The organism is Moorena sp. SIO3E8 (genome assembly GCF_010692445.1).
Classification (GTDB): Bacteria; Cyanobacteriota; Cyanobacteriia; order Cyanobacteriales; family Coleofasciculaceae; genus Moorena; species Moorena bouillonii.
Map to the genome: position 1 here is coordinate 187,243 of NZ_JAAHHM010000020.1, position 11,832 is coordinate 199,074.

Sequence of the window (11,832 nt, forward strand, 5' to 3'; positions counted from 1 at the left end):
AATGGTGTAAAGCAATAATTAACTCTTCTACAGCTGTGGGTTGGAATCAGGAAGTCGCAAGGGATGAATAATGGATGTAACCGATGTCAGCTGTGAGGCATCTATTTCTATAATGAGTGATTTCCCAAAAGTGATTGCTGAACTGATGCTCTAGGATCGAAAACAGAAGTGTCCTAACCAGGAGGTGCTGTTTTGACCGAATTCTGGCCTGAGTCTGACTCTGTTAACTCTCTAGATCTTGATCAGGATTTAGATAGCGCAATTTCAGGTTTTGAGGAAATCCAGGCAGAACTAAACTACAAACAGGCACAAGACTCCCTGAGGGATCTGGTAGCTAATCTTGACCTATCCCGTAGAGAAAAAGCTGGTTTAGATGCTCAAATCCAGGACTTAGGCAATCTGCTTCAGAAGCTGGAAAATACCTGTATCCAAATTGCTGCCTTTGGCATGGTGGGACGGGGGAAATCCTCTGTACTCAATGCCTTGGTCGGTCAACCTGTATTTGAAACTGGTGCCCTACATGGGGTGACCCAGAATGCTCAAACTGCCCATTGGCAGCCCCATAGTCAAAGCCCTAGTCAAGCAACCCATAGTCAAACCCCTAGTAAAGCAACCCATAATCAAAGTCATAGTCAAACCCATAGTCAAACCCATAGCCAACAGGATATTCTACAGGTTGCCCTACCCAGTATTGGTAATTCCCAAATTCAGCTAATCGATACCCCAGGAATTGATGAAGTAGATGGGGAAACTCGGGAAGCCTTAGCCCTAGAGGTAGCTAAACAGGCAGATTTACTGCTGTTTATTATTGCTGGTGATATGACTAAGGTAGAGTACCAAGCTCTATCTCAGTTAAGAGCTAGTGGTAAACCGATGTTACTGGTGTTCAACAAGATTGACCAATATCCCGATGCTGATCGCATGGCAATTTACAGAAAAATTCGGGATGAACGGGTCAAGCAGTTGCTTTCACCAGCAGAAATTGTGATGGTTGCTGCTTCACCTTTGGTATCTGTAGCAGTGCGATCGCCTAATGGCAGCATTCAGGTCAAGCGCCGCCGAGGGAAACCCCAAATTGAAGATTTGAAACTAAAAATTCTGGAGATTTTACATCGGGAAGGGAAATCCCTTGTTGCTCTTAACACCATGCTTTACGCTGATGAGTTGAATGAAAACTTGGTCAACCGAAAAATGAAGATTCGGGATGACAGTGCTAATCAAATTATCTGGAAAGCAGTGATAACTAAAGCATTTGTGATTGCTCTGAATCCAGTTACTGTTGTGGATATCCTCACCGCTACTGTAGTTGATGTGGTAATGATTCTTACGTTATCCCGTCTCTATGGTATTGCTATGACTGAGCAGGGAGCTATTCAATTATTACAAAAAATTGCTATGAGTATGGGCGGTATTGGTGCTAGTGAACTCTTGGCTAACTTGGGATTGAGTAGCTTAAAAAGTATTTTAGGAATTTCTGCCCCTGTCACCGGTGGGGTTTCCCTAGCGCCATATATGTCGGTTGCCATCACCCAAGCTAGTGTTGCTGGAGTTTCTGGTTATGGTATTGGACAAATTACCAAAACCTATTTAGCTAATGGCGCATCCTGGGGAGAAGATGGACCAAAAGCCGTTGTTAGACGAATTCTCTCCTCTTTAGACGAAACCTCAATTCTCCATCGCATTAAAGGAGAATTGAGGGCAAGATTATCAAAAGTTCAAGGTTGAAGGTTGTCTGTCAGAATGCAGAATGTAGAATGTAGAATTAAGAATTCTACATTCTACATTCTTAATTCTTAATTCAAAAAGGGCGAACAACCTTGGCCAATAGGCCACGCTACGGGAATAACTTGGACTTACTTTTTGAAAGAATCTAGCCATTCTCTAACTTGCTCACCAGCAACATCGCGACCTCCGAGACCGAAGGCTAATGCGATCGCAACCGCGATTGCGCCTAAGAGTAAACCAAAGGCTAAGTTCACAATATCAGGGGCAATGCCCATTTGTTGTAGACCTAGAGCTAAAGAAAAGGCAATAATCGCAATCCTAGCTACTTGTGCCAGGATATTGGATTGGCGAGCGCCGGAGCCAGTAATCAAGTTGAAAGCAAAATTAGCTAGGAACAGACCGATAGCAAGGACTACTAACCCGGACAGCACCCGAGCACCAATGAAACCGACCCCACCAACAATGTCAGTTAAGGCGGGAATCTGTAACACATCCGTTGCTGCCACAATACCAGCGATCATGATACCGATCAGTACAAGCAGTCCCGCTAGCTCAGAAGGGGTGCGACTGGTAAGTGGGTTCTGTGGTGTCTCTGATTCTGCTGTTTGATCAGTGGTGCTAGGAGCGCTGACAGAAAAACCTAGCCAGCTGAATAGATTGTTGAAGCCAAGGTCTGTCAGGACGTTGGTGGCCAGATCACTAACAAACTGTCCGATTACGTAGAAAACTGCCAGAATACCAGCCGCAGCAAAGAGTTTGGGGATGGTATTAGTCACCTGGCTTAACATTGCGATCGAAGGTCCAGAGATGGCCTGGATCTGCAAGGCATTAAGGGCAGCGGTAGCAACGGGAATCAAAATCAGTACATAGACAATCGTACCGATAATCCCGGCTAGGGAGCGGCCACCAGAGGTACTGAGTCCAAACCGCTCCCCGATCTGATTCGCACCTGCTGCTGTCAAAAAACTAGTGACAAGACGTTGCACAAGTTGAGCAATAAACCAACCAATAGCACCAATTGCTATGGCTGCGCCAATATTGGGTACAATCCCCCAAATCTCACCCAGCATACTTAGTACTGGATCGAGAGTTCCCTGTAAGCCTAGGGTCTCTAAGACCGATGGCAGAAACAGTAGGAAGATTAAGTAGTACAGGGAATTGCCAATGGTTTGAGCCACAGAGAACTGACTAGTGCCACGATCCCCGACTTGTTCACCCAAGCGCTGATCGATATTCAATGCATTGAGCGTCCTGACTACTATCATCTTGACGATAGTTCCCAGTAACCAGGCAACACCCAAGAGAATCGCCGCACCAAAGACACTGGGCAGGAAGCCAAGGATGGTGTCTAGAAAACTATTCAGGGGTCCAGAAACTGTATCTAGCTTGAGGGTTTCTAGAACCGCCACTACCGTGAAAACGATGATAATCCAGAAAATCGCCCCGGATAACCATTGCTCAATTGCAGGTGGGCTTCCTGTCTGACCGCCAGTAGCCCACTGAGCAATGTTGTTGTCAATATTGGTGCGATTCAGTACTGCTTTGGTAATACCAGCAGCAATCTTAGCAAGGATAAGACCAATGACTAAGATTGCGATCGCTTTAACCACATTCAGTAAGGTGGTTCCCCCATCTGCCAAAACTTGGTCTAATGCGGGAACTCCTGTCTGGGCTAAAACCAGGTGTGCCGATGGCTGCACACCCACTCCTACAATTTGGAAGATACCTTCCGAAGTTCCATTCATAGTCTTTGTTCTTACTTAAATTGTCCAATGTCACAGGCAACCCTAAGTTTCTTAAGTTCCTTAAGTTCCTTGTGACTACTGTGGTCTGGTGAGGAGCACGGTATTATCGTCTCAACTAGATAAGTTTGGCAGCGGTAAAGCTGCGCGTCTGGTGACCCGATCAGGAACCGCGACGCGGCGCTATAGGCTGCCGTCCCAAAAAGAGCTGGACAACAAGAGGTGCAGTTGTTGTGCTTTCCAGTTCAAACCGGAATCGCCGATTCTGCACAAGGTAAGGTTTGCCTGGCCAACGTTGTTGGTCGGTACTTTCCGAACCGCACTGTTTTACCCCTGGTCTAAGTGTTTAACGACTCGGTTCTAGAGCTTGGAGCGGGCATTCTACCCCAAGGTAGGAACTTTAACACTTGCCAACAACGTAGACCCAATACCAGAAGGGCAACCCCTTCGGTCAAGGTCTTAGGCTGGTCAGCTACCTGAAGGGAGGCTATCTAAGCCTGGTCTCTTCAGAGGAGGGTGCTGACTGAAAAGAACCTTGAGCAGAAGGTACGACGATAATATTTAAAAGTAAAGGTTGAGATGTTCATGGAGAACGTTTTACTCCTCAAATTTTCCACAGATGTGGCTTAATCTTGCCTAACTGACAAATCTTGACCCAGGAGTGCTGATAGAATTTACCCATAGTTGCCGACGCAGTCAACTAGTTAGCTTAGGGGGTCTTACTCCCTAAATTAGGCTGGGTAACTTGATTGAGTGTTGAATCGGCATTTGCCCCGATGTGACGTCGGACACTCGGGAGCTGAAAGATTTTTTGGTAGGTTTGTCAGTCACTCAAGACGTAACCCTTATATTTAGAGCCAATTGATGTACAAAAATCAAGTCTTGATTAATTTTTCCTCCTCACAACTCTAGTGGTCTGGTAGTGTGGCTAGCTGCCACCGTAATCAAGATAGTCCAATAATGTCGAAATTTTACATGCAAAACGCCCAATTTTTTGAACAATCCATTAAAATTAATGCCAGCGCCACCATTGTCGAGCGCTGTATCACTGACCAGAGCTTAATGCATCGCTGGCTCAACCCGATTTTGCGTTGTGAATCAGTGGGGCAGTGGAGTACTGATGTCGGGAGTCGCTCGCGGTTTATTATTAACATTCCCTGGTTGCAGCCCACTCTCAAGAGTGTGGTTATTGACCGCAAGCCAGGGTTAGTGGTTTGGCAGTTCCAGGGTTTTTTCAAAGGACGAGACCGCTGGGAGTGTCAGCCAGCTGAACAAGGCACCCGTTTGGTCAACCGTTTTGAATTTGAAATTCCCAACCCCATCGTTAGCTGGGGATTCAACAGCTTTGCTGCCCAATGGACTCAGAATGATATGAAAGCCCAACTCAGACGCCTTAAGTTAGTAGCAGAGGAGATTTACCGACGTGAGTGTAGTCATTAGGGATTAGGGATTATGGATTAGGGTTAATCAAGCCCATCCATAGAAGTCTTTACCTATTTGCAATCTGTTCAAGTAACCGACGAATGATATCAGCATCCTCAGCTTGGGGAAGGATTTCCAAATAATGTTCCAAATCCTGGCATGCTTGTGATAAATATCCCAACTCGGAGTAAATCAGCCCCCGATCCCGCAGTTCTACCGGTGCATTCGGAAACAGCAACAACATGCGCTCAACTGCGGCTAGTGCTCTAGGTAAGTCTTGGCGATTGAGGTAAATTAATTTAAGATTCATTAACATTCGTGCCAACAGCTGCCGATTACTCACCGGTGCTAGGAAACTTGGTTGTAGGGTTACCGGATGCCCATAAATTTGGGTTAGTCGTTCCTCGCAGTCTTGTTCAAATAAAATTTCACCGCCATGGAAAGCATCTACAAAGATACCCACCTGCTCAAACTCTGGGCGAATTAAGAAATGCCCTGGCATCCCAATACCAACCATGGGAAAATCAAGGCGTCGAGCGACTTCCAGGTAAACCACGGAAAGAGTAATCGGAATACCTGTGCGCCGATCAATTACCTGATTGAGGAAACTATTACGGGGATCATAGTAATCACTCCTATTACCCGAATATCCTAGGTCATCATAGAAATACTGATTCAGAGTTTTAATCACTCGGAGAGGATAGCGTTCCTTTGGCAAGCGCTCTTCTACTTCAGATGCCATCACATCTAAGGCATTGAGGTAATCATCAATAGCCAGATCCGGGTATTCCTCCTGAGCTATATAAAGCGCTGCTTTTGCCAAATGAATTTGGTCATCTGGCTGATTTATTTCTGTGTAAAACCCTTGACGCCCTGAGTTAAAGTCCATCTAAAATTCCGTCAGCTACTTTGAGTATATAGTATTTTTATTTGATAGGTAAACATAAGATTGATATAAAAAGGGAACAGGGAATAGGGAATAGGGAACAGAGAATAGAAAACAGGGAATAGAAAACCGGGAATAGGGAATAGGGAACAGTGTCAAGATATACGAGGATTTTTTAGTGTTATGATAAAGCTCCGAAGTTCTTTGTTTCCTTTCATCACAATTCATCTATAGTATGATTTTTTCTATTGCATAGAACTATCACTGTTCACAATTTAAATAGGATTGCTATAGAACTCCAAAAGTTGTTCTAAGTAGCTGGACAAAAATAAACCTCGCTTCTTGATTCAGTCGCTCATGGGGGAAACCACGGCAGTCGCTCATGGCGCATGGGTCTGTGTGCGGAACCTGCGTCCGCATCTGTCAGCCATGCAAAGCGCGAGTGGGGGAAACCCCCGCATGAAGGCTTAGGTGCGCTTTCCGTAGGCGAATTAAATTCGCCACGGGTCGCACCTCTGCATCGCTCTCCAGCCCGGTGGGAACCCCCGCATGAAGGCGCTGCCTCCCCAAGACCGCGCTGCATCGCTATATTAACTTGTGTAAAGTTGCCAAAAATCCCTCTGCTCCCTGCTCCCTGTTCCCTGTTCCCTGTTCCCTGTTCCCTGTTCCCTGTTCGCTATTTCAACAGTTAATTTTACTTTTGTCCGACTACTTAAAATGTTCAAGAACAAGAAAAGTCTGTTTCGCCAAGAATCACTTGAACGGCTATCTTCCCCAGAACGGCTGGATCAGTTGATGCAAGTGGTTAATCCTAGGGATTGGCTACCTTTAGCGGCTTTGGGGGGTTTGGTGTTTTTGGCTGTGATTTGGAGTATTTTTGGACGGATTCCCATCACTGTCACCGGTCAAGGAGTACTAATCCGTCCTCGGCGGCTAGTACAGTTTCAGTCCACTATATCTGGACAGTTGGACTCTCTAAATGTCGGGGAGGGGCAATGCTTTGAGAAAAATGATGTACTGGCAACCATTGACCCATCTGAACTCAAAAAGCAGTTACAGCTGCAACGGAGGAAACTAAGTCAATTGCAGGTACAGGATCGGGATAGCAATTTAATTTCAACTCAGCTAACCCAACTGGAAACGGATGCGATCGCAAAGCAGCGAGCTAGCTTACAGCAACGGTTGCAAGATGCCATGGCTCTGACTCCTGTACTAAAAGAGAAAAACTTTACTGCGATCGCTCGACAGCGTCAAAGTCTAAACCAACAGCTGCGGGATGCCATGGCTCTGACTCCAGTATTACAGGATAAGGGATTGAAAGCGATCGCACAGCAGCGCCAAAGCTTAGAACAACGGCTCAGGGATCTTATAGCTCAAGTCCCAGTTTTCAAACGGAGATGGCAAAAGCGTCAGGAACTGTCGGCGGTAGGGGGAATTGCCGAAGATGCTGTTTTACAAGCGGAACAAGAGTATCGCCAAGCCGTGCAGAGTATCTCGGAGCTGGAAGCACAGTTGAAGCAACTGGATGTTAGTGAAACTGAAACAGAAGGCACATACGTACAGAATCTCAGTACGATTAGTGAGATTCAAGTAAAGTTAGAGGAACTCAGTGTTCGAGAAACTGAGGCGCAACAAAAATATTTGGATAATCTTAATACCATATCCCAAATCAGAGCACAGTTACAAGAGTTGGATACCAAGGAAAAACGTTTAGACCAACAGAATTTGGAAAGTTCTAATCAACGAAGCAATCAGATTCAGGACGTGAAGCTAGAAATTGCTCGACTGGAAAAGCAACTGGCAGACAAGAGTAAAATTCTGAGTCCTTACGCTGGGTGCGTTGTCGAAATTGCTGCTGTTAGGGGACAAGTGGTTCAACCCGGAACCCAGCTCGGCACCATGACAGTTAAGGGACAAAGTGATGGCATGGAGGGCATTACCTATTTCTCGGTCAAGGACGGGAAAAAGATTCAACCGGGAATGCTGATTCAAATTACACCGGATACAGTCAAGCGACAACGATTTGGTGGCATTGTGGGCAAAATTACTTCAGTTTCACCCTATCCTGTAACTCGCGAGGGAGCAGCTAGTGTAGTTGGGAATCCAGAAGTAGTAGATAATCTGATCGGTCAGGGGGGAGCAATGATAGAAGTCTACGCTCAATTAGAAGCAGATTATACCACGTTTAGTGGCTACCAATGGTCATCTTCTGATGGTCCAGACTTGAAAATTTCTGCCGGAACTACTACCACCGCTAGGGTGAGAGTAAAAGAGCGTGTGCCGATTAGCTTTGTCTTGCCGATTTTGCGGGAATGGAGTGGGATTTATTGAAGGTTTAAAGGTTTAATGTTGAAAGTTGAAAGTTGAAGGTTGAAGGTTGAAAGTTGAAAGTTGAAAGTTGAAAGTTGAAAGTTTGTTCGCGTAGCCTGGCCTTTGGCCAAGGTTATTAGCCAAATGCGAATAACCAAAAAACCTACCCTTCACCGAACTCCAAAGGCGAACAACAAACAAACCTTGGCCTATTGGCCACGCTACGCGAACAATCTACCCTTAACCCTTCAACAAACAACATTCAACCTTGGCCTTTGGCCACGCTACGCGAACAACAAACCAACCTTCAACTTTCAACTTTCAACCTACCCTTAACCCTTCAACAAACAACATTCAACCTTGGCCTTTGGCCACGCTACGCGAACAACAAACCAACCTTCAACTTTCAACTTTCAACAGTAAACAATGAAACAAAAACGAATCAAAACCCCCACTCTATTGCAAATGGAAGCAGTAGAATGTGGTGCCGCTGCTCTAGGAATTATTCTGAGTTACTATGGTCGGATTGTGCCGTTAGAGGAACTTAGGGTTAGTTGTGGTGTGTCCCGCGATGGCTCTAAAGCATCTAATTTGGTTAAAGCTGCTAGGCGTTATGGAATGCAAGCCAAGGGTTATAAAAAATCCCTGGCTAACCTTAAAAAATTGCATCCTCCGTTTATTGTGTTTTGGAATTTTAATCATTTCCTAGTAGTAGAAGGATTTAGTAAAAAAATCGTCTTTCTCAATGATCCAGCTGCTGGTCCAAGACGGGTAACCAGCGAGGAATTTGATCAGGGTTACACGGGGGTAGTGCTGGTAATTGAACCAGGACCAGAGTTTAAAAAAGGGGGTCAAAAACCCAGTGTTACATTCGCGCTATGGTTACGACTAAAAGGGTCTATTCCTGCAATTACATACTGTATAATAGTAGGATTTTTATTAGTTTTACCTGGCTTAGTTATTCCCGTCTTTAATCAAATTTTTGTAGATAATGTGTTAGTCGAAAGTCGCACTGATTGGCTACGTCCCTTGATTTTAGCCATGGCAATTACGGTGCTCCTGCAGGGGGTGTTGACCCTGTTACAATTGCGGTATTTGAGACAACTAAAAATTAAGTTATCCGTAGGAATGTCCAGCCAATTTCTCTGGCACATCCTGCGATTACCAGCAAGATTTTATGCCCAGCGGTTTGCTGGAGAAATTAGTAATCGGGTTAAGCTAAATGACAAAGTGGCTGACGTGCTTTCGGGTCAGTTGGCAACAACAGTGATTAATTCGGTAATGGTAATCTTTTATGCCCTGGTGATGTTTGCCTATGATGGGGTACTCACTGTAATTGCTATAGTTTTTGCCTTGGTAAATGTCTTGACCTTACAATGGCTGGCTCGTAAGCGGGTGGACAGCTATATGCAATTAGCCCTAGACCGGGGTAAGGCAGCTGGGGTAGCGATCGCTGGACTACAGGGCATAGAAAGTGTCAAGGCATCGGCAACAGAGTCGGATTTCTTTGCCAGGTGGTCCGGTTACTATGCTAAAGCGGTTAATGGTCAGCAGAAACTGGAAGTAGCAAACCAGGTTTTAGGGGTTTTACCGCCTCTGCTAACCTCCTTAACCTCTATGCTAATTTTGGCAGTTGGGGGTCTAAGGGTAATGGAAGGATCTCTCAGTATTGGGATGTTAGTGGCTTTTCAAAGCTTGATGAACAGTTTTCAGAAGCCTGTCAACCAGTTAGTCAGGTTTGGCAGTACTCTCCAGGAACTCGATGGTGACCTCAATCGCTTGGATGATGTATTGGGCAACCCGATTGACCCCCAGTTGACCGAAGGGTTAGCTCAAACCACTCATTCCCCTAACCGCCCCCAAGATCCGGTGGCAGGTCAAAGGGGAGATCAAGCAGAATCTGATTCATTTCCCACTCTCCAGGTCTGCCTTCAAGGTCATGTAGAATTACGCAATATTACCTTTGGCTATTCCCGGATAGATCGACCGTTAATTGAGAACTTTAATCTGACCCTGAAACCTGGTCAAAGGGTAGCGCTAGTAGGGGGTAGTGGTTCGGGGAAGTCTACCATAGCAAAGATAGTAACTGGTTTATACCAACCTTGGTCAGGGGAGATTCTATTTGATGGGATTCCAAAACAGCAGATTCCCAGGTCGGTGTTGACGAATTCCTTAGCAATAGTGGAACAGGAAATCTTTCTGTTTGGGGGGACAGTACGGGATAATCTGACCTTGTGGGATAAGACGGTACCCCTGTCTGAGATAGTGCGCTCTTGTCAGGATGCGGCAATTCACGAGGTGATTCAGGCACTACCTGGGGGATATGAAGCCCAACTGATGGAAGGAGCTGGAAATTTAAGTGGGGGTCAGCGTCAACGTCTGGAAATTGCTAGAGCGTTGGTTAATGACCCAGCGATTTTAGTGATGGATGAGGCAACTAGTGCCTTGGATGGGTCAACGGAAACGATTATTGACCAGAATCTCAGGCGTCGGGGTATTTCTTGTATTATTGTAGCCCACCGATTGAGTACGATTCGAGATTGTGATGAGATTATTGTTCTGGAGCGGGGTAAGGTGGTGCAACGGGGTACCCATGAGGAATTGTGGCAGCAAGGGGGAGTTTATGGGCAGTTGATTAGTTCTAGTTATTAGCTAAGCATTCAGCCTACCGCTGTCAGCAGTCAGCTTAAAATAAACCTCATTTGGGAAAATTTAAGAGTTCGAGATTTTATTGAATTGAAAGTCTGGGGATTTGCCCATCTAAGCATTAGCTGATAGCACCTCAAGTAGCACCATCTGTAGCGCATTAGCTGATAGCTTACATTAGAAAGCTATTCATTTTGAATTTTGTCTTTTGTATTTTGAATTCAAAAATGGTCATCTATTCAATTCGGGTTAAAAAGATTCCATTGGCAAAATCTGTATGTTGATCGGCATGGATAATATTTCCACCATTGGAATAGATAAAGTTAGCAATTTTGGCCACAAGTCCTTGTTGATCCGGACAAGACAGCAGTATTATTGCAGTCGGTGAAGTCATCTTAACTTCTCGAATAAACATACAGATAGACAGCTATTATAGAAGATAATATCTGATTCGTCTAGACTCAACATCAAGGTAATTTCCGTAACGTTAATACCTAAGCATTCAGCTAAATGCTTACCTTGCAGAAACCACGCTAAAATATGAGCAAAGCTACTGTAGAATAGGCTAGCCATGACACGCAAAACAACTCGACGTAAGTTTATCGTGACCAGTGTTGCTGCTGCGGGTGGTATTGTGGGAAGTGCAGCATGGCATAAACAGCAGTCTCAACTGTCAGCAAAAGCAGCTATTCAACTGCCAACAGCAGCTACAATGCCAGAACGAGTGTTAGGTAAAACGGGGGTTAAGGTTCCAATCTTTGGGTTGGGAGGTGCAGGACAAACCCCTTTGTCGAAGATGAATCGAGAAGCTGATGCCGTCGCCCAAATTGAAGCGGCGTTAAAGTTTGGAATTCGTTATTTTGATACAGCAGCTAGTTATGGCCCCAGCGAAAATTATATGGGGAAGGTATTACCTCTGAGGGGGCGACGAAATAAGCTAAAATGCAGATTCTATAAGCAACCTAGCCCTTATACCTCGTTGATAATACTTTCGTTTATTAGGATTGAGTCTCATTAATTCGGTTACTAATTCTAGACAACAATCCTTAAACTTTACCCAGGTTTGACCATATAAACCAATGTAAAAACTGCTATGTCTCC

At 45.1% G+C, this 11,832-nt stretch carries 10 protein-coding genes and 3 pseudogenes; 7 read left to right on the top strand and 6 right to left on the bottom strand.

The features are described 5' to 3' along the window. The first annotated feature begins 192 nt into the window (after positions 1 to 192). Complete coding sequence (locus tag F6K46_RS11390; RefSeq protein WP_293061986.1) at positions 193 to 1,725, top strand: GTP-binding protein; 1,533 nt, start codon at positions 193 to 195, stop codon at positions 1,723 to 1,725. Between the two features lie 128 nt (positions 1,726 to 1,853). Here the strand turns inward: F6K46_RS11390 and F6K46_RS11395 are convergent, their stop codons facing one another. Next, positions 1,854 to 3,470 (bottom strand): mechanosensitive ion channel, encoded by a 1,617-nt coding sequence (locus tag F6K46_RS11395; protein WP_293061984.1) that lies wholly within the window; start codon positions 3,468 to 3,470, stop codon positions 1,854 to 1,856. Between the two features lie 972 nt (positions 3,471 to 4,442). Between F6K46_RS11395 and F6K46_RS11400 the strand changes: the two genes are divergently transcribed. After that, on the top strand, positions 4,443 to 4,907 hold the full coding sequence (locus F6K46_RS11400) for an SRPBCC family protein (protein WP_075896223.1): 465 nt from the start codon (positions 4,443 to 4,445) through the stop codon (positions 4,905 to 4,907). A gap of 49 nt (positions 4,908 to 4,956) precedes the next feature. Here F6K46_RS11400 and F6K46_RS11405 read toward each other — a convergent pair whose 3' ends face one another. Further along, the gene (locus F6K46_RS11405; protein WP_293061982.1) at positions 4,957 to 5,778 is read right to left on the bottom strand and encodes a SirB1 family protein; all 822 of its coding nucleotides are present in this window, start codon (positions 5,776 to 5,778) and stop codon (positions 4,957 to 4,959) included. Between the two features lie 15 nt (positions 5,779 to 5,793). After that, entirely contained in the window at positions 5,794 to 6,003 is a 210-nt protein-coding gene (locus tag F6K46_RS11410; protein WP_293117023.1) for a hypothetical protein, read from the bottom strand. A gap of 161 nt (positions 6,004 to 6,164) precedes the next feature. Here F6K46_RS11410 and F6K46_RS11415 point away from each other — a divergent pair, with 161 nt between their 5' ends. The 4 genes from F6K46_RS11415 (at position 6,165) to F6K46_RS11430 (ending at position 10,737) form a co-directional block, all read left to right on the top strand. Then, entirely contained in the window at positions 6,165 to 6,467 is a 303-nt protein-coding gene (locus F6K46_RS11415; protein ID WP_293061978.1) for a hypothetical protein, read from the top strand. Between the two features lie 25 nt (positions 6,468 to 6,492). Next, positions 6,493 to 8,106, top strand: a complete 1,614-nt coding sequence (locus F6K46_RS11420; protein ID WP_293061976.1) for an NHLP bacteriocin system secretion protein — start codon at positions 6,493 to 6,495, stop codon at positions 8,104 to 8,106. A 123-nt stretch (positions 8,107 to 8,229) separates the two neighbouring features. Continuing rightward, the gene (locus F6K46_RS11425; protein WP_075896217.1) at positions 8,230 to 8,421 is read left to right on the top strand and encodes a hypothetical protein; all 192 of its coding nucleotides are present in this window, start codon (positions 8,230 to 8,232) and stop codon (positions 8,419 to 8,421) included. Between the two features lie 90 nt (positions 8,422 to 8,511). Beyond that, positions 8,512 to 10,737, top strand: a complete 2,226-nt coding sequence (locus tag F6K46_RS11430) for an NHLP family bacteriocin export ABC transporter peptidase/permease/ATPase subunit (RefSeq protein WP_293061973.1) — start codon at positions 8,512 to 8,514, stop codon at positions 10,735 to 10,737. Positions 10,738 to 10,969: 232 nt separating this feature from the next. On the opposite strand, the pseudogene F6K46_RS11435 reads toward F6K46_RS11430, so the two are convergent. Beyond that, a pseudogene (locus F6K46_RS11435) lies at positions 10,970 to 11,125 on the bottom strand (ACT domain-containing protein); the annotation flags it as partial. After that, a complete protein-coding gene (locus F6K46_RS11440; protein ID WP_293061971.1) occupies positions 11,122 to 11,304 on the bottom strand; it encodes a hypothetical protein in 183 nt (60 codons plus the stop codon). The pseudogene F6K46_RS11435 and the gene F6K46_RS11440, both read right to left, overlap by 4 nt. Before the next feature lie 139 nt (positions 11,305 to 11,443). On the opposite strand from F6K46_RS11440, the pseudogene F6K46_RS40105 reads away from it, so the two are divergent. Further along, positions 11,444 to 11,656, top strand: a pseudogene (locus tag F6K46_RS40105) (aldo/keto reductase); the annotation flags it as partial. Positions 11,657 to 11,668: 12 nt separating this feature from the next. Here the strand turns inward: F6K46_RS40105 and F6K46_RS11450 are convergent. Next, positions 11,669 to 11,832: pseudogene (locus F6K46_RS11450) on the bottom strand (IS4 family transposase); the annotation flags it as partial.

What these genes read in the sequence shown, in the direction of transcription:
- F6K46_RS11395 (WP_293061984.1), bottom strand. Translation starts at nt 3,470, where the DNA reads ATGAATGGAACTTCGGAAGGTATCTTCCAAATTGTAGGAGTGGGTGTG.
- F6K46_RS11400 (WP_075896223.1), top strand. Translation starts at nt 4,443, where the DNA reads ATGCAAAACGCCCAATTTTTTGAACAATCCATTAAAATTAATGCCAGC.
- F6K46_RS11405 (WP_293061982.1), bottom strand. Translation starts at nt 5,778, where the DNA reads ATGGACTTTAACTCAGGGCGTCAAGGGTTTTACACAGAAATAAATCAG.
- F6K46_RS11410 (WP_293117023.1), bottom strand. Translation starts at nt 6,003, where the DNA reads ATGAATTGTGATGAAAGGAAACAAAGAACTTCGGAGCTTTATCATAAC.
- F6K46_RS11415 (WP_293061978.1), top strand. Translation starts at nt 6,165, where the DNA reads ATGGGTCTGTGTGCGGAACCTGCGTCCGCATCTGTCAGCCATGCAAAG.
- F6K46_RS11420 (WP_293061976.1), top strand. Translation starts at nt 6,493, where the DNA reads ATGTTCAAGAACAAGAAAAGTCTGTTTCGCCAAGAATCACTTGAACGG.
- F6K46_RS11425 (WP_075896217.1), top strand. Translation starts at nt 8,230, where the DNA reads ATGCGAATAACCAAAAAACCTACCCTTCACCGAACTCCAAAGGCGAAC.
- F6K46_RS11430 (WP_293061973.1), top strand. Translation starts at nt 8,512, where the DNA reads ATGAAACAAAAACGAATCAAAACCCCCACTCTATTGCAAATGGAAGCA.
- F6K46_RS11440 (WP_293061971.1), bottom strand. Translation starts at nt 11,304, where the DNA reads ATGGCTAGCCTATTCTACAGTAGCTTTGCTCATATTTTAGCGTGGTTT.